The organism is Kitasatospora sp. NPDC043950, from assembly GCF_056435345.1.
Map to the genome: position 1 here is coordinate 5,525 of NZ_JBWKER010000089.1, position 19,882 is coordinate 25,406.

General features: G+C 70.4%; 18 protein-coding genes and 2 pseudogenes. 8 read left to right on the top strand and 12 right to left on the bottom strand.

Features of this window, described 5'->3' with window-relative positions; genetic code table 11:
• The first annotated feature begins 405 nt into the window (after nt 1-405).
• Complete coding sequence (locus AC07BF_RS35755) at nt 406-5,388, top strand: RICIN domain-containing protein (protein ID WP_478334475.1); 4,983 nt, start codon at nt 406-408, stop codon at nt 5,386-5,388.
• A gap of 105 nt (nt 5,389-5,493) precedes the next feature.
• Here the strand turns inward: AC07BF_RS35755 and AC07BF_RS35760 are convergent.
• A pseudogene (locus AC07BF_RS35760) lies at nt 5,494-5,655 on the bottom strand (IS30 family transposase); the annotation flags it as partial.
• Nucleotides 5,656-5,960: 305 nt separating this feature from the next.
• Here AC07BF_RS35760 and AC07BF_RS35765 point away from each other — a divergent pair.
• The gene (locus tag AC07BF_RS35765; protein WP_363633155.1) at nt 5,961-6,281 is read left to right on the top strand and encodes a hypothetical protein; all 321 of its coding nucleotides are present in this window, start codon (nt 5,961-5,963) and stop codon (nt 6,279-6,281) included.
• The gene (locus AC07BF_RS35770) at nt 6,278-6,526 is read left to right on the top strand and encodes a DUF5302 domain-containing protein (protein ID WP_478334476.1); all 249 of its coding nucleotides are present in this window, start codon (nt 6,278-6,280) and stop codon (nt 6,524-6,526) included. Before AC07BF_RS35765 ends, AC07BF_RS35770 begins: the two co-directional genes overlap by 4 nt.
• 953 nt (nt 6,527-7,479) lie before the next feature.
• Here AC07BF_RS35770 and AC07BF_RS35775 read toward each other — a convergent pair.
• The 4 genes from AC07BF_RS35775 to AC07BF_RS35790 all read right to left on the bottom strand — a co-directional run bounded on the left by AC07BF_RS35775 (nt 7,480) and on the right by AC07BF_RS35790 (nt 10,437).
• Nucleotides 7,480-8,133, bottom strand: a complete 654-nt coding sequence (locus tag AC07BF_RS35775) for an SGNH/GDSL hydrolase family protein (protein WP_400989429.1) — start codon at nt 8,131-8,133, stop codon at nt 7,480-7,482.
• A gap of 115 nt (nt 8,134-8,248) precedes the next feature.
• Nucleotides 8,249-8,932: an ABC transporter substrate-binding protein gene (locus AC07BF_RS35780; protein ID WP_400812401.1), complete on the bottom strand. Its 684-nt coding sequence runs from the start codon at nt 8,930-8,932 to the stop codon at nt 8,249-8,251.
• 451 nt (nt 8,933-9,383) lie between these two features.
• Nucleotides 9,384-9,743 (bottom strand): metallophosphoesterase family protein, encoded by a 360-nt coding sequence (locus AC07BF_RS35785; protein ID WP_363586094.1) that lies wholly within the window; start codon nt 9,741-9,743, stop codon nt 9,384-9,386.
• Nucleotides 9,691-10,437, bottom strand: coding sequence for a metallophosphoesterase (locus tag AC07BF_RS35790; protein WP_400812399.1), 747 nt, complete (start codon nt 10,435-10,437; stop codon nt 9,691-9,693). Before AC07BF_RS35790 ends, AC07BF_RS35785 begins: the two co-directional genes overlap by 53 nt.
• Nucleotides 10,438-11,053: 616 nt before the next feature.
• Here AC07BF_RS35790 and AC07BF_RS35795 point away from each other — a divergent pair.
• Complete coding sequence (locus AC07BF_RS35795; RefSeq protein ID WP_363586097.1) at nt 11,054-11,296, top strand: hypothetical protein; 243 nt, start codon at nt 11,054-11,056, stop codon at nt 11,294-11,296.
• Nucleotides 11,297-11,481: 185 nt separating this feature from the next.
• Here AC07BF_RS35795 and AC07BF_RS35800 read toward each other — a convergent pair whose 3' ends face one another.
• The 4 genes from AC07BF_RS35800 to AC07BF_RS35815 form a co-directional block, all read right to left on the bottom strand.
• The gene (locus AC07BF_RS35800; RefSeq protein ID WP_400812420.1) at nt 11,482-11,820 is read right to left on the bottom strand and encodes a hypothetical protein; all 339 of its coding nucleotides are present in this window, start codon (nt 11,818-11,820) and stop codon (nt 11,482-11,484) included.
• Nucleotides 11,821-12,134: 314 nt separating this feature from the next.
• Nucleotides 12,135-12,275, bottom strand: a complete 141-nt coding sequence (locus tag AC07BF_RS35805) for a hypothetical protein (protein WP_400812422.1) — start codon at nt 12,273-12,275, stop codon at nt 12,135-12,137.
• Nucleotides 12,276-12,415: 140 nt separating this feature from the next.
• The gene (locus tag AC07BF_RS35810) at nt 12,416-12,772 is read right to left on the bottom strand and encodes a hypothetical protein (protein ID WP_400812424.1); all 357 of its coding nucleotides are present in this window, start codon (nt 12,770-12,772) and stop codon (nt 12,416-12,418) included.
• The gene (locus tag AC07BF_RS35815) at nt 12,769-14,016 is read right to left on the bottom strand and encodes an aminotransferase class I/II-fold pyridoxal phosphate-dependent enzyme (protein ID WP_400812426.1); all 1,248 of its coding nucleotides are present in this window, start codon (nt 14,014-14,016) and stop codon (nt 12,769-12,771) included. Before AC07BF_RS35815 ends, AC07BF_RS35810 begins: the two co-directional genes overlap by 4 nt.
• A gap of 32 nt (nt 14,017-14,048) precedes the next feature.
• On the opposite strand from AC07BF_RS35815, the gene AC07BF_RS35820 reads away from it, so the two are divergent.
• The 4 genes from AC07BF_RS35820 to AC07BF_RS35835 all read left to right on the top strand — a co-directional run bounded on the left by AC07BF_RS35820 (nt 14,049) and on the right by AC07BF_RS35835 (nt 17,478).
• On the top strand, nt 14,049-14,711 hold the full coding sequence (locus AC07BF_RS35820) for a response regulator (protein ID WP_400812428.1): 663 nt from the start codon (nt 14,049-14,051) through the stop codon (nt 14,709-14,711).
• Nucleotides 14,712-14,831: 120 nt separating this feature from the next.
• Nucleotides 14,832-15,773, top strand: coding sequence for an acyltransferase family protein (locus tag AC07BF_RS35825; protein ID WP_400812430.1), 942 nt, complete (start codon nt 14,832-14,834; stop codon nt 15,771-15,773).
• A 24-nt stretch (nt 15,774-15,797) separates the two neighbouring features.
• Entirely contained in the window at nt 15,798-16,973 is a 1,176-nt protein-coding gene (locus AC07BF_RS35830; protein ID WP_400812432.1) for a sensor histidine kinase, read from the top strand.
• A gap of 124 nt (nt 16,974-17,097) precedes the next feature.
• Entirely contained in the window at nt 17,098-17,478 is a 381-nt protein-coding gene (locus tag AC07BF_RS35835; RefSeq protein WP_400812434.1) for a hypothetical protein, read from the top strand.
• 74 nt (nt 17,479-17,552) lie between these two features.
• Here AC07BF_RS35835 and AC07BF_RS35840 read toward each other — a convergent pair.
• The 3 genes and pseudogenes from AC07BF_RS35840 to AC07BF_RS35850 all read right to left on the bottom strand — a co-directional run.
• Nucleotides 17,553-17,827: pseudogene (locus AC07BF_RS35840) on the bottom strand (IS701 family transposase); the annotation flags it as partial.
• A gap of 100 nt (nt 17,828-17,927) precedes the next feature.
• Complete coding sequence (locus tag AC07BF_RS35845; protein ID WP_478334477.1) at nt 17,928-18,677, bottom strand: transposase family protein; 750 nt, start codon at nt 18,675-18,677, stop codon at nt 17,928-17,930.
• 203 nt (nt 18,678-18,880) lie between these two features.
• The gene (locus tag AC07BF_RS35850; RefSeq protein ID WP_478334478.1) at nt 18,881-19,360 is read right to left on the bottom strand and encodes a hypothetical protein; all 480 of its coding nucleotides are present in this window, start codon (nt 19,358-19,360) and stop codon (nt 18,881-18,883) included.
• Nucleotides 19,361-19,882 lie beyond the last annotated feature (522 nt).

A 19,882-nucleotide genomic window follows, 5' to 3' on the forward strand; every position in this document is an offset into this window, starting at 1 on the left:
GCCGGCTTCTTGCGTACGGTCAGGGGGTCGTTGTTTCCTGTTGCTCCCTGCCCCCCCCCCCCCCCCCCCCCCCCCCCCCCCCCCCCCCCCCCCCCCCCCCCCCCCCCCCCCACCACCTGGACATCAGTCCTGGAACTGCGGGCGGGCCTTCGTGGGTTGCGGCGCCGCAGGCCCCGGAGCCCCTGGATTCTCCGACGCACCCTCACACGCCCCGGCGCGCCGTCGTTCGGCCGTTTATGCCGCGTATATCTCCGCCTGGTTCGATGCCGGTCGGCGAACGGCGTCCCGCGGGAGCCGGTCCAGTTCCCGCGATGTGAGGACGGCATGCTCGAGCACCACAGCCCACCACGGCCGGTACGAAACCCGGTGAAACCACCGTTCCTCACTCGGCCTCGGGCATCGGGTGTGACGGGCGTACTGATCCTGGCCCTGCTCGCCACGCTGGTGCAGTTCCTCCCGGTGCTCACCTCGTCGGCGTCCGCCGCAGTGGCCGACCGCATCGTGGCGACCTGGAACATGCAGAAGGCGGAGAGGAACTGGCCGATCGCACTGAAGTACCTCCTGCCGGGGCGGGAGGCGGTGGCCCTCCAGGAGGTTTCGGACAGTGTGACGGGCGCCGGCGCCGACGGCTACCAATACATCCCGGTGAACCTCCAGGTGGATTGCGGGGCCTTCGACCGGGACGAGGGCGTCCGAGGGCAGGCTCCCAACGAGTACTGGGTGTGCAAGCACCGGTTCCAGGCCCTCGCCCCGGGTGCGCGTGACGCCTACGTCTACTTCCTCAACACCGGCAGTCAGAACACCCATCTCGCCTTCCTGGCCTACCAGGACCTGGACGTCCACGATCAGACCCAGGTCGACGTGATCGGCCGCCGCGGCAAGTTCGACAAGAGGGGCTCCTACCCGAAGCCCATGCTCGGGATCAAGATCGGCGACACCTGGCTCTACAGCGCCCATCCCCTCACCGGTGGCGGCAAGGACGCGGTCGACCTGCTCGACGCGCTCGACGCGGCGAAGCCGGGGCAGAAGTGGGCGGTCATGGGCGACTTCAACCGCACCCCCGGAAGTCTCGCCGGGGCGCTCGCCACACATCCCACGTGGCGTGTGATAGCGAGCGGCCAGGAGACCCGGCCGACGAGTCCAGTGGGGAAGCGCGAACTGGACTACATGGTCGCCAGTGACCCGACGGGCATAGCCCAGGACTACAGCGCCTTCCTTCAGGGCTACTTCAACCACGCCCAGTCCGACCACCTGCCCGTCGGGTTCCGGCTGGAACCGAATCCCCAGGACCGTCAGAACGGGCGGGACCACTGTCCGCAGGGCCTTCCGCCGCTCCCCCGCGTCGCGGCCGTACCGGCCGCCGCCACCACCGCGGCCGACACCACCACCGCGCAGACACCCGCGAGCGCCGACCCGTCGGCACCACAGCACGGCAGGACCTCGGTCCTCACCTCGGCCTCCGGCAACCTGGTCGCCGACGTGACGGGCGGTTCACCGGCCGCCGGCACGGGGGTGCGCGCGGCCGCACCCGCCTGTGCCCCGCAGCAGAACTGGGCGACCTGGCAGAAGTCCGACGACACCTGGGTGATCGAGACCGGACTGACCAACGGCACCACCGCCGCAGGGCAGGGCAGCGTGCTCGGCCTCCCCACGTACGGCGACCAGGTGGCGATCCGCCCGATCGAGAACGACGCCACCGGAAAGCCCGACGGCAGTCCGGGCCAGCGCTGGCGGTTCGCCCCGGCCGACGTGGACGGCTGGTACCAGATCACCGCCGCGTCCACCGGGGCCTGCCTCACCGCCTCGACGGACGGGGCCGGCCTGGCCACGAAGGACTGCGACGGGTCCGACCGGCAGCGGTGGCGGCTGTCCATGCCCTGCAACGGGCCCGGTCACGCCGTTCCGGGATTCCCGGACACTCCGTGGCCGACCGTGGCGGACCACCCCGAGCTGACCTGGCCGTCCCTGCCCGCGCATCCGGCCATCGCCTGGCCGTCCGTCCCCGGCTACCCGAACATCCCCATGCCCGGCCACCCCGATCTGCCGGAGATCCGCTGGCCCGGGTTCCCGACCGTGCCGAGCCTGCCGTGGCCGACGATCGGCGGCCACCCCGAGGCCACCTGGCCTTCCGTGCCGGGTTTCCCGACCGTCCCCTGGCCCACGATGCCCGGACACGCCGACGTCCCGTGGCCGGTGCTGCCACTGCCCGGCAACGGGAACGACGACGGCACCGCCCTGGTCCCCGGCCTCCCGGCGGTCACCGACCCGGCGATCCCGGACCACCCGGGCCTCGCCTGGCCGACCGTCCCCGGGTTCCCGCAGGTCAAGTGGCCCTCCGTCCCCGGCAATCCGACCGTTCCGTTCCCCGGCCACCCCGCCATGCCCACCGTCACGTGGCCGGGCGCGCCGTCGTTCCCGTCCGTCCCGTGGCCCCAGCTGCTGGACCAGCCCTCCTGGAGCTGGCCGTCGATCCCGGGCTTCCCGACGATCCCGTGGCCGTCGCTGCCCGGTCTGCCGAACGTGCCGTGGCCGACCACCTCGGGCTTCCCGAACGACCCCGCCGCGTCCGCCAATCCGCCCAAGGCCCCGGAACAGCCGAACAAGTGCGAGCCGGCGGACACCAACCAACCGGCCGCCGACGACGACGCCCCGCCCGGCCCCGGCGATCCCAACCCCGGTGGCGGTGGCACACCCGGCGGCGGCCCGTCCGTGCCCGCGCTCCCCGCCATCGGCCTGCCCGGCTTCCCGCCGCTGCCCAGCCTGCCCTCCTGGGGAGGCACCCCCGGCGGGCCGAGCTGGCCCAGCGGACCCGGCGGCGGTACGCGGCCGGAGCCGACCCAGGGGATCAGCATCGTCTCCGCCGCCGACGCCCAACTGGTGCCGGACGTACGCGGCGGCGTGCCCGCCGTGGGCACGCCCGTCCAGGCGTGGCAACCCAACTCGACCGACTCCCAGCGCTGGGCGTTCTGGGACCGGGGCAACGGCAACTGGCTGATCGAGTCCCGGCTCACCTACGGCGGCAACCGCCCGGAGGAGCGGCTGGTCCTCGGGCAGGACACCGCCTCCCACCGCACCGAGCTCCAGGCGGTGGCGGCGGACCGGACGAACCAGCTCTGGAAGTTCGCCGACGCCGGGAACGGCTGGTCGACGATCACCAACGGTGACGGCGGCGGCTGCCTGACCCTGTCCGCGTCCGGCCAGCCGCTGACGGTCGGCACCTGCGACGGCTCCGACCGCCAGAAGTTCCGCCTGACCGGCCCCACCGGCAGTGACGGCGGCGGTGACGCCGGCTCGGTGCCCGTCTACTCGGCGTTCCCGGGCAAGTGCCTGGACGTCACCGGAGGCAACACGGCCGACAAGACCCCGATCGACCTGTACGACTGCAACAACACCCGCTCCCAGCGCTGGACGCCGTCCGCGAGCAGCGGCGTCTTCACCCTGAAGGCGTTCGACAAGTGCCTGGACGTGGCCGGGGGCCTCACCAACCGCGGCACCCGGGTCGGCCTGTACACCTGCAACGGCACCCCTGCCCAGAACTGGCAGCAGGGCGACAACAGTTCACTCGTCAACCCCGCCTCGGGCAGGTGCCTGGACGTCACCGACGGCAACTCCGCGAACGGCACCGCCCTGCAGATCTGGGACTGCAACGCGACCGACTCGCAGCGCTGGGGCCTGGGCAGCGTCCCGCCCCGCGCGCCCCAGCAGCCGGCGCCGAAGCCGGGCACCGGCCCGGTGGTCAACCCCGGCGTCGGAGCCGGGCAGGTCTCCACCCTCGTCTCCGGGAACAACGGGATGGTGGCGGACCTGGACGGTGCGAGCACCAACTCCGGTACGTCGATCAAGGCGCTCGGCGCGAACGGCAACGACGCGCAACGCTGGGCGTTCTGGGCCACCGCGAACGGGCGGTGGATCATCGAGACCCTCCTGACGGACGGGAAGACGGCGGCTGGTCAGGGCATGGTCATGGACCACGACCCAGGCAACCACCGCACTCACCTGATCCGCAGCATGGACGGCAACGCCAACCAGCACTGGGCGTTCCGGGACGCGGGAGGCGGCTGGTTCTGGATCACCAGCGACACCGACAACAACTGCCTCACCGCCAACAACCCCGGCGAAGCCCTCGCCATCAGCCCCTGCGACGGCAGCGACCGCCAGAAGTGGCGCCTCGACAACGTGGCCCAGGGGCCGTCCGCTCCCCAGCCGCAGCCGCAGCCGCAGCCGCAGCCGCAGCCGCAGCCCGGCGGCGGATCCTCCGGCGGGTCGCCCGGCGGTCCGGTGGTCGGTCCGAACATCGGCAGCAGCCAGGTCGCCACGCTCCGGTCGAACAACAACGGGCTGGTCGTCGACCTCGACGGCGCCAACACCGCCTCCGGCACCTCCATCAAGGCACTGGGCGGCAACGGCAACGCCGCCCAGCGGTGGGCGTTCTGGGACGCGGGCAACGGCCAGTGGATCGTCGAGACCCTCCTCACGGACGGCAAGGCCGCGCCGGGCCAGGGCATGGTGATGGACCACAACCCCGGCGTCCACCGCACCCACCTGACGCAGAACCAGCAGGGGAACGCCAACCAGCGCTGGTCCTTCCGCGACGCGGGCAACGGCTGGTACTGGATCGTCAGCGCCACCGACGGTGGCTGCCTCACCGCCAACAACGCCGGTGAGCAGCTCGGGGTGTGGCGGTGCGACGGCTCCGACAAGCAGCGCTGGCGCCTGGACAACGTCCAGAACGGCCCGACCCCCGGTGGCGGCGGCTCCGGAGGAGGCGGCGGCAACACCGGTGGCGGAGGCGGCAACACCGGTGGCGGAGGCGGTGGCGGAGGCGGCAACACCGGTGGCGGAGGCGGTGGCGGAGGCGGCAACACCGGTGGTGGTGGCCAGCCGTCCTCCGACTGCGCCCTCCAGCCCCCCGGCGCGGAGCGCCAGGGCTCCTGGATGTGGAGGAACTTCACCATCTGCCGCGGCCAGACCTTCGAGGCCACCGGGAACCCGGACCAGTGGACCGTCCTGAAGATGGAGGACAACGGTGAACTGGCGCTCTGGTACACGGAGGTCAACGAACTCGGGCAGGAGCGCCGGGTGAAGGAGTGGAGCGCTCCGGGCAGCGCCGGCTGCGGCACCCGGGCGACCATGCAGACGGACGGCAACTTCGTCTACGGCGTCGGCAACCAGGCCTGCTGGTCCTCCGGCACCGCCGGCTACACCAACGCCTGGCTGGAGATCAACCAGTCGGGAACGCTCTCGATCTGGTGGACCGACCAGAACCTGGCCCAGATCGGACTGGGCGGGCTGCTCACCTGGATCGGCTTGATCCCGCACCTGGAGTGGAGGGCCGGCACCCAGCACAAGATCTCCGTTCCCAACTGCGGCAGGATCAAGTGCTTCTGACGCCGGATCCTGACCGATCGCGCCGCTGACGGCGTCCGGCGAAATCGAAGGCCCGCCCCCATACCTGGCGGTTCCTAACGGTCGTTGCAACACGTGGTCGGTTGTCTAGGCCGCGATGAGTTTAGCCAGACGCTCGGCTGGGGTTTCCCAGCCGAGCGTTTTGCGTGGGCGGCGGTTGAGCTGGTCGGCGACGGCGGCCAGCCGTTCGGGGGTGTGGACCGACAGGTCGGTGCCCTTCGGGAAGTACTGCCGCAGCAGGCCGTTCCTGTGACGCGAGGTCCACCGCCAGCTCGCCCCGCACACCGAGCCCATGCCCGGCACCCGCGACGCGTTCGCCCCGGTCGCCCATCGACCCCGCCACGAGTCAGCTGATCGTCCCCGACATCCGGCGCGGCCGAAGCCACAACCCTGCGGCCGCCACCCAGACCGAGCGCCGCTTCGACCTCGTCGACCTCGATCCGTTCGCGTACACGACCCCCGCCAAGATCCGCGCGCTCGTCGACCACCTGGCCGGGATCGAGGATCAGCTGTGCCTCCTTCGCGCCCAGCCGGGGATGCTCACCTGCGGCGCCATGCCCGAGTACCTGTTCCGCCGCACCGGCGGCGTCATCGGCCTGCTACGGCGACTGATCGAGGACGGCTGCACCGAGGCGATGGCCCGCGGCCAGGAGCGGCTGACCACCGAGCTGCTGGACGGCGCCGTCATCCGACCCGAGCAACTCGGCGATCTCGACGCCCTGGCCGGTGAGGTCCCCGCCATCCCGACCGTCACTCGACCGCAGGTTCTGTCCGTACAGGATCGGTACCCACCCGCAGATGGGGCGCTTGGGCATGACATGGTGTGCGTGAAGTCAACAACCGCCACCATCCCTCAAGGAAGAGGTTCTACATGAGCAGCGACGTGAAGTCATCTGAGAACCCGGAGAACAGCGAGAGCCCGGAGGCCACGGAGGCTGCCGAGGCCCCCGCGCCAGCCACCCAGGACGACGTCAAGGCCCGGTTCCTCGCCGCTCTGGAGCGCAAGCACGGCGCCAAGTCCGATAGCGCGGCCGGCGGCCCGAGTGGCGACTCGAAGATCCACGGCGCTCACGGCGCGGTGGGCGGCAAGCGCAACTTCCGCCGCAAGAGCGGTGGTTGATGAGTCCGGTTCACGCCGGTGGCCGCCAGGCCTGGTCCTGACCGGGCGGCCGTAGCTGTACGCGACAGGCAAGGTCTTCGTTCGAGTGCGCCGAGTGCGGGGCCTTGCCTGCCGGGGATCGGCAGGGCACGTGGAGAAGGCGGCGCCGGGTGCCGGCCCCGGAGGCCGTCCCGCCGAGCACCGCCGCCCTCCTCTACAGCGCCGCCATCCTGGTGACGGGCACGTCCCTGTGCCTCGCCGCCCTGGTCCCGGCCACCGCACCCGCCGCCCTCGCCCTGCTGCTCCGCGCTGCCCTACACCTGGGGCCCGGGCACGACGCACTCGAGCGTCTGGACAGCGTGACCGTGCTGTTCCTGCTCGGCGATCGGCCAGTACGAGCGGTTCCTGCGCCAGCCTGGCCGCTGGCTCTACGTGCCGTTGGCGGATTGCCCGTGCCACGATGTGCTTGGGGCCGGGACAATGTGCAAGCCATGCTCGATGCACTGCCGTCGGCTGCACGCCGTGAACTGAGCCAGATCGTGGCCAGGCTCGACGCAGAGTTCGAGCGTCGCACCTTGCCGGATCCGTATGCGTCCCGATGGTTGACCAGCCCTTGGTGGGACTCGCCGAGCTGCCCCTGGTGGCACCGGCGGTTGACCAAGCCGTAGGCGATTCCGTGAGGCGTCGGCCGCTCCCCGCCGCGGGCGGAAGGCCTTCAGCGGCGGGGATGGACGCACGAGAGCAGACTCGCTTGGCGGGGTTCATGGAAGTGACTACTCCGGTGCCGATCACGGTCAACCGACCCAATGTGGCTGGTCAACGCGACACTATGTCGGGTTGACCAGCCGTATTGCTGCTTGGGAACGCTTCCAGCCCTCCGAGCATGCGAGAGGCCGGAAGCGTCGTTGCTAGTCAGGCGGGGTTCGTGGGGCGGGCCAGAGGGAGGGGCGGGTGGCGCCGGCAGGTGTGGGTGTTCAGAGGTCGGCGCGCAGAGCGGGAAGATAGCCGTTTGCCTGGCCGGCGGCGTTGGGGTGGTACGAGCCGGAATTGAGAATGAGGCCGTTGAGGAACGGAGCCGCGTCGCAGAGCTCGTGGCCGGCGAACAGGGTGGCCACGTCCTGGTAGACGAATCCGGCGCACTTGGCGACCTCGCCCTCGATGACGCTGTTGAGCGTGTCGGCCCCTCGGTTGAGCGCGGCACGCTTGGTGGCGCCCATACCGGCGCAGAGGCTGGGGCTGGCCGGGTTGAAGAACCGCGGGTAGCCGGTGACCACGACACGGGCACCGGACGCACGCTCCCGTACCGCGCTGTACACGGCGTCGAGGCGGGCCGGCAGCTGAGTGCGGGCGGTCTGTTCGGCCGTGTCGACGGCGCCGACGCAGGTGTTGTCGCCGCCGAACTGGCAGCTCCGCATGACGTCCTTGAAGTCGACGTCGTTGCCGCCGACGGTCAAGCTGACCAGGGTGGTGGTCGGGCTGAGCGGGGCGAGCTGGGTGGCCGGGACGTCGGTGGTGACGGCTCCGCCGCACGCCTGGAAGCTGAATGAGGCCGGTGCCGTCTGCTGGGCGAACAGGGAGGGGTAGGCGGCCGCGCTGCGGTGGCAGGTGTCGTCGAGATAGCTGTCCACGACGAACCGGTGCCCGCGGCGTAGGAGTCGCCAGGATGGTGGAGGTGGAGCTGGGGCCGGTGGCGACGCGCAGTCCGTCTGCGGGGGCCTGCTTGAGCTGGGCGGGCGTCTCGGCTCAGATCAGGTCGGTGTGGCCGGAGCGCAGCGACTGGTAGCGGCTGTCGGCGTCGGGCAGCACCCGGTAGACGAGCTTGTCGGCGTGGCCCTTGTCGCCCCAGTAGGAGGGGTTGCGGGCGACGGTCACCGAGACGCCCGGCTGGACGCTCTCCACGGTGGACGGGCCGGAGCCGACTGCGGGTGCGTCGCCGGCTGGGGCCTGGAAGACGTAGCCGAGGGAGCGGGTGAACAGGTTGGGGAAGGCCGCGTTCGGAGTCTTGAGGGTGAAGACGACGCTGGTTGGGCTGTTCACTGTCATGCCGCCGATGGTGGCGGCGTCGGTGGCGCAGGAGCACTTGCTCTCCGGCTTGGCCAGCCGGTTGACGTGGTCGGCCACGGCCTGGGCGTCCAGCGGCTTGCCGTCGCTGAACTTCACGCCTTCGCGCAGCTCCAGGGTCCAGGCAGTGGCGTCCGCGTTGGAGGTGAAGGCCTTGGCCAGATACGGCTTCACGGCGCCGTTGTCGCCGGTGACCATCAGCGGGTCGTACAGCGCGTTGGCGAGGACCAGCACGGGGAGCGAGGTCAGTGTGCCGTCGGCCGGGTCGAGCTTGGCGAACGGGTGGTCCAGGCCGACTCTGAGTGTGCCGCCGTCGGTCGCCGGGCCGTCGGCGGCCGGGGCGGCCTGGGCGGAGCCGTCGGACACCGGGTCGTCGGAGGCCGAGCAGGCGCCGGCGGTGAGTGCGAGGGGGACGGTGCAGATGGCCGCTGTCAGAACGTGCTTGTGCCGTTTTATGGTTCCTCGGTCTCCTCGGAGGCGTGCCCGTTCGGCTGCCGTCGCGACCAACCATAGAAAAGTGGCGTCGCTCCACGGCATCGAGACTTGCAAGGCGCAGATCCGGCCCCGCCCCCGGCTTGGACCGGCACCCCGGGCGGTCGGCACGGGGTGCCGGCCGTCCCGGGGCGGGCTCTGCTGGCGAGGCAGGCCCTGTCTCAGGCCGTAGTCGTAGCCGCCGGGGAAGGCGACCTGTCCGACGCGCCGCGCGGAGACGGGGTGGACAGGAGATGCCGGCCGGGGCGGGCCCGCAGCCAAAGGCCTCGACCAGGGAGCGCGTGATGCGGAGGTGCGGCCTACCGCGGTTCGGTGCTGTACGGGCTTACGGCCGGCGCATCGGGCGCGGTTCGCCGAAGCGTTCCTCGAACTCGGCGTCGCTCAGGGCCTGGAGTTCCTCTCCGGTGATCCGGCCCGCCAGCAGGTCGGCGAGGAAGACGGGGAGCGGCGCGGCACGCATGGTGTCGGTGATCCCGCCGGACACGGTGTGGACCTCGCTGTCGACGCGACCGTCGGGATGCAGGGTGTAGGTGCGGTAGCCGGGGCCCTGGAAGGTCCGGTTCAGGTGGTCGATGCTGAAGAAGGTCGACGGGCACACGTACACGGGGCGCCCCTCGAACTCGCCGGACAGGTCACCGTGCAGGTGGCCGGCGCCGATCGCGCGAATCTTGGGGAAGTCGCTCATCAGTGCGGTGAGTTCGCGGTAGCTCTGGACGTCCGGGGCGGTCTGGAGCAGCGGCGGCTGGTGCAGCCACACGAAGACGTGTTCCGCCCGGGTGGTGGCCAGGATCGCTCGGGCGCGTTCCTCCTCGACCGGGGTGAGGCCGGGCTGGGCGGGCCGCGTGCACCCGGTCGTCGCGGTCGCGGTAGGTGCCGTCGGCGGCGGCCTCGCGGCCGTGCGCGTTGGTGTCGAGGAACAACATCAGCCAGTTCCCGAGCCGGACAGCGGGCTCCACGTGGACGTTGGGGCGGGGCAGGCAGGCCTGCAGTGTGTCCTGCCGGTCGTGGTTGCCGGCGAGGCAGTAGACCGGGGTGGGGAGTGCGTCCAGGACCTCGCCCATCCGCTCGTACGCGACCGGCTCGCCGATGTCCGTCAGGTCTCCGGTGGCGACCACCAGCGCGGCGTCCGTGATCGCCTGCTTCGCGTCCGCGAGGACGGCGGCGAGCCCGTCGTCGGGTTCGTGACCGACGAAGCTCCGGGCCCCGGAGCGTCCCGGAGGTGCAGGTCGGATATCTGGACGATGCCGATGGTTCCGGTGTTCGGAGCGGCCGGGTTCGTGTGTCGCTTCATGCGCCCTCGCTTGGTGAGGAAAGACCACAGGTTCGTCGACGGACGCTCCCAAGGTAGAGAAGTGGCACGACTGCCAAATGGCATTCATACAAATCTCTACCGGCCGCTGGCTTGCGATGCGGGGCCACGAAATCACTTTGACGACACTGCCTAGCCGCGATGATCACGCCTTTCGCCGGAGGAGATGCGTGCGAAGCACGGACCCGCCTGACTGTCGCTGTCCGGCACGGGCAGTTCCCCGCCTGGCAAACTCACACCAATCCCACACCGATTGCCCAACGGGAAACGATCTTCGGCCGGACGGGAACCGAAGCGGATACGCTTGCAGCCACTGCAGGTCAGCGGATTCTGTCGGTCGGCCATCACACCGCGTACGACACCTCGACGGGAAGCGTCGTACGCTGACCCGTCTCAGCGAAGTTTGACTGAGCGGTGGTTGTCTCGCCGTAGTTTGACCGCCCGGTCCAGTGTCCGACGATGCCCAGGGTGTTGAGGTGCCGGAAGTCGGCCCGGTGGCCAAGACGACGGTATCGCCCTGGCTTCACCTGTCCTGACCAGTGGCGGAACTGAAACGCGGTAGGCGGCAGTTGTCCACGTCAGCACGCACACTTGACGCTCCGTGCGGAGTGATCACACACGGGGGAGCGCCCGGCAGGCTGTGAGGCGGTCTGCCCGGCGGGGCTCCCCAGGGGATGGAGATGCAGATGACAGGTAGTCAGGTAGCGCACGGCGCGGTGTTCGGCCTGCTGGCGGACGGTGAGCCACCGGCCCCGGGGGAGAACCCCGGTGGGGAAGGGCTGGCGGGGTTGATCGTCGCGGTCCTGGAGCGGGTGGGCTGGACCGCTGGCATGGGAGTGCTGGGAGTGCTGGCCGTCCTCGCCGGGGGCGCGTGGATGTGGGGCCGGGCGCCGAAGGCCACCGGCGAGGAGAGGCACCGGGTCCGATAGGGCGGCGTCGTCCTCGCCAGGCCGAGATCCTGCGGGCGGCGGCCCGGGACCACCGCTCTCCTCGCGCTGCTTCCCGGCTCTGACTGACCTGCGCTGCAGGCCTTCCTACCCTCGTCCACTGGTGATCTCCGAGCGGCACCTGGACAATGGTATGCACCAGGCCCTCCTCTGGGACAGGATGCCGGTCAGCAGCGATCGGCGGGAAACCTGGTCGTGATCGGCCCGCCGGCCCGTCGGCGCTCCAGCCATACCGGCCGTCCCTTGAGTCCGACGATGGCTGGTGTGACGTACAGGAGCCCCGCCTCTTCGCCGGGTTCGGCAGTGTTGTAGGCCGCGGCGACGATCAGGCGCAACACGCTGACGACAGCGCCGTTGGCGTCGGTTCCGCAGCCGCGCGGGTCGAGATGGGCGGCCAGGTCGAGCAGAGCTCCGCGCAGCGTGTCGGTGATCGAGGCGATGGGCGCGCCGTCCAGGGCGCGCGGCCAGGACCGTCGTGAAGACCTGACGTAATGCCAGGAAGCCAAGTGTGGAAGCCCCGACAGATGAGATCCGCGATCGGAACGCGACCGCGATCCCACCGGACAATCGTCCCTTGGGTGAAGGAGGCGGCGTGCGCGGGACCGCGCCCGCCCGTGGGCGTGTCCGTATCCTTGTCATCACTTCAGGGAAACTCTCGTGTTGGAACGGCGAGTTGATGGACAGCCTTCGGCTCCCGGGCGTGAGAGCCCACACATCGGCCCATCCCCGGGGCTCGGTCGGCCCAGCACTCAGGCCGGCGAGGATCCCGCCCTGCGTGATCCGTGTTCCCCTCTGGCTTCGCGTGCCCCTTGCCCCTTGGTCAGTCCGGTCGGCCGATCACGCGCTGGTGTCGAATCCAGTGGCAGAGGTTGACCGGCCACACCAGCAGAACGAACAGGTACGCGGCGGCGAAGACCACGCGCGTAGTGGTGTCCGTGCCGCCGACTCCGTGCAGCGCCATGTCCCGGTGCATCCGCTGCGGCGTGTGCGAGGACCTCCCAACCGGTTCCGACGTACGGCACCAACACGAGCGTGATCATCATGTTCCACCTCCAGGTGCCTTGAAGGAAAGGGCCGGTGCCGCCTGCTCGGTTGGGGTCTTCACTGCCTCGCACGCTCCAGCTCGGTGTGCAGCCGTTGCAGTCCCGTCGCCGTTCGTGCCGCGGACTCGGACAGGTTGACTCGCAGGTACCGGCCGGGGTGAAGAGCCCTCCAGGCGGCGGCGGTGCCGGCGTGGAGGACCGTGGGGTTCAGGCGTAGCCCGTTCACGGCGCACCGGTGGACCCAGTCCAGGAAGTCCGCGTTCTGGAGGTGCAGTTGCGGGAACGCGGAGTACCCGGCGATGGGGACCAGGCCGTCGGTGAAGGCGAGCGGGCTGGCCGGTCCGGTGAGCAGCTCGCTGTTGCTGCGGAAGCGCTGGGCCATGGCGTCCAGGTGGGCGTGTACCTGGTGGGTCACGGCGGTGTCGGGAAGGTTGGGCAGGCCAGGTGCTGCTGCAGTGCGCGGTTGCGGGTGATGATCGCGGCGCCGCGCAGGCCCGGCATCGCGAGGTCCTTCGAGGCGGTCATGATGACCGCGCTGTGGGTGAGGGCGAGTTCCTGCATCCGGGCCTGGATCGCGGCCTCCAGGACGATGGGCTCGTGGTGGGCGCCGAGTTGGAACACGGGATCGAGGAGGGTGAAGTCCGGGCAGCCGTTCGGTCGGGTGAAGAGCGTTCCGGTGACGCCGTTCGGCAGGACTTCGACGAGGGCACTCGGGCGGTCGGGCTGGGCGCCGTTGAGGTGGACGGCGCCGTCGTGGCGGTAGTAGGCCGCGACGGGTGTGCCCCAGTGGGCCGCGGACTGGTCGAAGCCGTAGTAGTTCGGGATCGGCAGGGTGAGGCTGTGGCCGGTGGCCGCGAGGTGACCGATGGTCAGGCTGACGGCTTCGGTGCCGCCCTGGACGAAGGTGATGTCCTGGCGGGTCAGAGGAATTCCGAGCCGGGCCGAGGTGAGTTCGGCGAAGGCCGCCTTGGCTCCTCCGTTGAAGGGATCGGAGTAGCGGGACAGGCTGCTGCGGGCGGCGAGGTTGTGCAGCAGCACGCCGAGGTGGCGTCCGAGATCGGGCGAGGGCGGGTAGAAGTTGCAGCCTTCGCCGATCTCGAACGCGTCCTGGGGGGGGGGATCCGGCGCGCAGGCGGGCGAACGCGGTGAGACACTCGGGCCTGGGCCGGTGCGGGGTTGGTCTGGTGCATGCCCGGCTTTCGCGTGCCTGGTCCGGGGCGCTGGCCGGGCGTCTGCGTTGCAGACGGTGGGAGACCAGCCGATCGGGCGGGTGACGCGGGGACGTTCGGCTGGGGCGGGCGGGATTTCCCAGCGCAGTCCCCGGTCTTCGCCATGGTGTTCGAGGACGAGGCGAGCCGCGGCGGGCAGGTCCGGTATGGCGCGGGGGCTGGGGCGCTGGACCCAGATGGCGTTGATGCCGGCGGCTTGGGCTCCGGCGATGTCCGCGTGGGGGTTGTCGCCGACCATCCACAGCGGGCCGGGGCCGGCCGCCAGCCGGGCGAGGCGGAATGTCTCCGGGTGGGGCTTCTCGTGGCCGGTGGCGGCCGAGTTGATGGTGGCCGTCAGCCTCGGGGTGACGCCGAGGGTGTGGAGGATGGCGGGCAGCTCGGGGACGTGGTTCGACACGACGATGTGCTGCCACCCGGCGGACCGGACCACCCCGGTCCGCCGCTATGACAGAATTCCTGGCTGTGACCATTCGATTACTGCTCGCAGACGACCAGGAGATGATCCGCCGCGGAATGCGGCGGATCCTTGAGAACCAACCGGACATGGAGGTGGTCGGCGAAGCAGCGGACGGCGTCGCCGCGGTCGAAACGGCGCGCCGGCTCCGGCCGGACGTGGCGCTGGTGGACATCCGGATGCCACGCATGGACGGCCTGGAGGTGGTCCGCCTGATCGCCGGCCCCTCGGCGACGCCTCCGATCAAGGTGGTCGTCGTCACCACCTTCGATCTGGACGAATACGTGTACCCGGCGCTGCGCCACGGCGCCTCCGGATTTCTGCTCAAGCGCTCGGGCCCGACCTTGCTGGTCGAGGCGGTCCGGGCCGCGGTGGTGGGCGACAGCCTGATCAGCCCCTCCATCACGGTCCGGCTGCTCAAGCACGTCACCGGCGTCCGTCCGGGCGGCCCGGCCATGGTCGAGTCGCTGACCGGGCGGGAGACGGAGATCGCGGGGAAGGTGGCCGAGGGGAAGACGAACTCCGACATCGCCGGGGAACTGTTCATCTCGGCGGGCACGGTGAAGACCCACGTGGCGAGCATTCAGCGCAAGCTGGGCGTCAAGAACAGGGTCGGAATCGCCGTGCGCGTCTTCGAGATGGGATACGCGACCGGTCGATTGGCCGAGTGAGGTGTTCCTTCGCACGTCGAGTGCCGAAGTCATCGCGGATCAGGGTGGCCGGTCCGGTGCACATGCGGCACCGAAACGGCGAAAGGCACCCCCATGCACGATCGAACAAACCGAACCCGATTGGACTCACTGACCGGTCTGCGATTCCTCGCGATGATTCCGGTCTTCCTCTTCCACAGTTCGTTGGAGGGAATCTTCGACAACGCCCGGACGGACTGGGACTACCTGAACGCCCTCGGCACCTCCGGGCACGTCGCGGTGTCGTACTTCTTCGTCCTCAGCGGATTCGTGCTGACCTGGTCGTACCGCCCGGCCGACGGCGTCGGCAGATTCTGGCGCCGGCGGCTGTTCAGAATCTTCCCCAGCCACTGGGTCGCCCTGGTGGCGGTGATCCTGCTGATCGGCTACTACGGCGACCTGACCGACTGGTCAGGACTCGGCGCCCAGGCCCTTTTGCTCCAGGCGTGGGTGCCCGACCCCTCGTACTTCGACGTCGGCAACACCGTCACCTGGTCGCTCTCGGCGGACCTGGCCGTCTACGCGCTCTTCCCGCTGCTGTACCGGCTGATCGAGCGGATCCGGCCGGGTCTGCTCTGGCTCTGGGCCGGAGCCTGCGTGCTGGTCACCGTCCTGGTGCCGGTGGTGGCGCAGAACTTCGTCACGGACGACCGCCCCATGCCGCTCTTCGGGGTGTCGATCGACCAGTACTGGGTGGTGTACTTCTTCCCGCTCACCCGCCTGGCGGAGTGCCTGCTCGGGATGCTGCTGGCGCGGATCGTGCTGACGGGCCGCTGGATCGACTGGATGCGACCGCTCGTGGCGGTGCCGCTGCTCGTGGCCGGCTACGTGATCGGGCAGCAACTGCCGTACCTGTACCGGCTCAGCGCGGCCACGGTGATCCCGATGGGCCTGCTCACGGCCTCTCTCGCCGCCGGGGAGATGGCCGGGCGGCGCAACGTGCTCAACTATGCTGTCCGGTCGTGCCGAAAAGATCTGCCGAACGACAGATGCCTGACGATCGGTCATCTGCCGGGGGGCGCACCGTTCCCCTGCCGTGCGTAGGCTCGGCCCGTGCAGACCGAACTGATGCCTGATGCGCATCGCCGCCGCACGGTGTGTGCGACGGCGACGGCACTGATCGCGGCTCCGGCGGTGATCGCCCCACCGAGTGCGTGGATCGTGGTCGTCGTCGCGGCGATGGCGACCGCGATCCTGCGCCGGCCGCTGGGTCCGGTCGCCCCGGTCCTGGCGGCCGGCCTGGTCGCGGGGCTCTCGCTCGTCACGGACGCCGTCTATCCCGGACCGCGGGGGTTGGTGCTGCCGTGGCTCCCGGTCGAATTCGCGGCCATGCTGGTGCTGACCTGGCGGGTGATCCGGCGGGCGCCGGTCCGCCAAGTCGCCCTGGTCGGTTCGGCGTTGGCACTCGCCCTGATGGCGCTCCCGCTGCGCTTCACCCTCCGGCTGCCGCAGACGGTCCTCGCGCCGTCGGTGGTCGCCGTCGCCATGGCGACGTTCCCGGTGGCCTGCGCCGTCGGCGTCGGGTTCTACCTGCGGGTCCAGGACGACCAGCGGGCCCGCGCCGTCCAGCGCGCCCGCCGGGAGCAGCGGCTCGACGTGGGCAGGGATCTCCACGACTTCGTCGCCCACGAGCTGACCGGGATCCTGCTGGAGGTCCAGGCCGCCCAGGTCAGCGCCTACGACGAAGAGCAGAGCAGAGAGCTCCTGTCCCGCCTGGAGGCGGCCGGCCTGCGGGCGCTGGACTCGATGGACCACACCCTGCAGACGCTGCGCGACCCGGAGGCACCCGCGCTCGCCGAACCGCCGCCGACCAAGGTCCACGGCCTCGCCGACCTCCCGGAGCTGGTGGAGCGCTTCCTGGCGTCCGGCACGACCGGCGGCTCCCTCGAACTGGAGCCGGGCCTGGAGGGAGCCGCCCCGCGCGAGATCCAGGACGCGGCCTACCGCGTCGTCCTGGAGGCGCTGACCAACGTCCGCCGGCACGCCCCGAGCGCGGCCCGGCTGGAGGTGGAGGTGGTTCGCGTCCCGGGCCCCGCCCTGCGGGTCACCGTCACCGACAGCGGACGGCAGGGCGGTCCCGGCGGTCTGCTGGCCCGCCGCCCCGGCGGCGGTGGCACCGGCCTGGCCGGCTTGTCCGAGCGGATCGGCGCCCTCGGCGGCGACCTGTCCGCCGGCCCGCACGCCCGCGGCTGGCGCGTCCGCGGGGAGCTGCCGCTGCGACCCGACCGGACGGGCCGGGGCTGACCGGTCCCGACGGCTCGGAGACCGCCCGCGTCCGGCGCGAATATCTGCCGAACGGCAGATGGCAGACGGCCGCGGATCGGCGAGGATCTCCACCGTGCCCGATCCCAGACTCCCGGAGGTACCGGTGATTTCTCGCCCGAAGGCGACACCCGCCCTGCTCGCTCTCGCCGTGGCCGCCCTCATCCCGTTGACGGGCTGTGCCAAGGCCTCGGACGCCGCGCCCGAGGACAAGGCCTTCGAGTTCAGCGGCAAGTCCCTGAACGTGAAGGCGCACGGCATCCCCACCGACCTCGTCCCGGCCGACCGCAAGGACGTCAAGGTCACCCGCTGGTTCGACAAGGCCAAGGTCGGTGACGCCAAGGAGATCTGGACGCTGGAGGAGGGAACCCTCGAACTCCAGGCGCAGTGCACCGGACTGGCCAACTGCGACGCCAAGTTCCGGGTGGAGGTGCCCCGCGGCGTCGCCGTGACGCGCGATGGCAAGGAGACGGACCTCAAGGGCTGAGGCCGACCGGTCCGACGGGGAAGAGAGAGACGATGCTCGAACTACCGGTGGTTTGTTATACCGGGGAGTAGAGATCAAGTGGGCGGCCGGTGGCGACGGCGTCGATGAGGGCTTGGAGTTCGGGTGGTGGGGGTGCGTTGGTCCGGGCGCGCCAGCAGCGTTGGAGGGTGATCCAGGGGTCGAGCCAGGCCCGGACGGCGCGGATGGCTTTGGGCCAGCAGGCCGGGTGGGGCTGGTGGGTCGGTGTGGGCCCCCTCTCGGGCCGGTCCGGTGTCTCGGGCGGCTGTGGTGGTGCGGTTGCGGGCGGACTCTCTGGCGGTGGGTTGAACCAGGTGTCCCAGCAGAATGACCCATTTCCAACCTGAAGTTGCAGGTCGCGGGGCTGGCGTGAGGCAGGAGTGGGGTGCTCGTGCGGATCGGAGGCGTGATCGCCGGTAGGTGATCGTCGGTCAGCGCTGGATCTCGGCGTTTGTCAGCACGAGCAGGGCCCGCAGGAGGGCGGTGGCGTGTCGGGCGTTCATCCGGACCTTGGTGAGGATGCGCCAGTTCTTCAGGTCGGCGAAGCCGTGCTCGTTGGCCGCACGCTCGCGGCTGACCAGATTGTTCGCCTCCTTCTGCGCGGCGGTCAGCGGGTGGTTGCGGGTCGCCTTGTGCCCGTTGACGATCACCGGATCATCGGGGTCGTCTTCCAGCGCGACGAACCCGAGGTCCGCCAGCGCGCCGAGGCCGGCCTGCCGCAGGTGGACGGTGATCTTGTTGTGGCGGGCAGTGGTGATCTCGCTGGAGCGGCCCGGCTTCGCCGCCGAGATCCAGACCAGGTTGCCCTTCTCGTCGGTCAGGGCCAGGAACAGCAGGCCGTGGGTCTTGTGATTACCGGAGTAGTTCGGCCGGTTCTCGTCCCCGGTGCGCCGGCGGGTGCGTACGAGGGTGCCGTCGAGCAGGACGACGACGCCACCCGTGCGGGCGATTTTCTTCAGGGCGCGGTCCAGGCGCGGGGCACGCGCGGCGAGCAGTTCGATCACTTCCAGCAGCCATCGGCGGACCGTGGAGGCGGAGACGTCGTTGCCGCCCGCCATGTCGGAAAGCCGCCGGTCGTGGCGCAGGACCGCAAGGACGATCAGTGCGATCCTCCCGGGCGGCAGCTTGCGCCAGCGTGAGCCGATCTTCCTGAGGCGACCGCGGATCAGGTCGGAGACCATGGTCGTGGTCGCGGTGGACAGCTCCAGGCGGCACTGGTAGACAAGGCCGCCGGGACCCTCGGCGGGGTGGTCTTCTTTCGCATGGAATCCCCAACACCCGTCGGGGGATCCTGTGTTACGCCGAGCACCCGTCGGGGGATCCTGTGTTACGCCGAGCACCCGTCGGGGAATCCTGTGTTACGCCGAGATCCGGCCGGTGTCGGTCAGGCGGTCGGCTGTGGCAGGGCGGTGAAGCGGCCGGCGGGGGTGCGGTGCAGCCAACCCCGGTCCGCCAGGCGCTTGAGTTTGTCGCGCACCGGCTCGACCTGCCCGGGCTGGACGCCTCTGCCAAGCCTGACGCTGACGTCCTTGGCTGGAACCGGCTCCGGTGCCGAGGCTACGATCTTCATGATCGCCTGGTAGTCGGCGGGCAGTGCGCTCGGATCCATGTCCGGCTCGCGGTGCGGGACCAGCAGCATCCCACCAGCCACTGGCGAGGTTGTGACCCGCTCGAACTCCTCGGCCATGGTCGGGTCGTCGGCCGTCCCGGTCCGCTGGGCGTCGGCGAACTGCCCGAACACCACCTCCGCCGCCTCCAACCGCGCTACCTCGGCCTCGATTTCGGCGAGTTCCTTGCGCAGTCGCTCGGCGCGATCGGACAGTACGATCCGTCGCTCCATCACCCACACCAGCACATCCGCCACCAGTAGCCCCTCCTTGCAACGAACTCCCTTCGGAGCGTAGGGGTCTGCGAAGACTCGGCGCCGTGATTCCGGCCAACCGGCCACCTGGCGGACGATCACCTGCTAGCGATCACGCCTCCAACCTGCACGAGCACCCTACCCGTGCCCCATGCCAGCCCCACGACCTGCAACTTCAGGTTGGAAATGGGTCAATGGGAGCGATGGTGGCTGCGGATCGCCCGCCAGGCGATCACGGCCGACTACCTCGTTCACCACGGGAGGCCAGGCTCGCGGTCAAACGATGATGGGACCCGGCTCGTACACGCTTCCTGTCGCCGCGGATATCTCATCCGCCAACGCAGGAGCACAGCACAGCTCTCCTGAATCGCCCTGTGGGGCTTGCATGAGCCGTGTGTCGCGATGAGTGGCTCGCACGGTTCTGAGGGGGGTGAGGTGACCCCTGTGATGTGGACACTCTGATGGCGGATCTTGATGGTCCGGGAAGATGGTTCATATGGCAGGGCGGAAGTACACCCCGGAGTT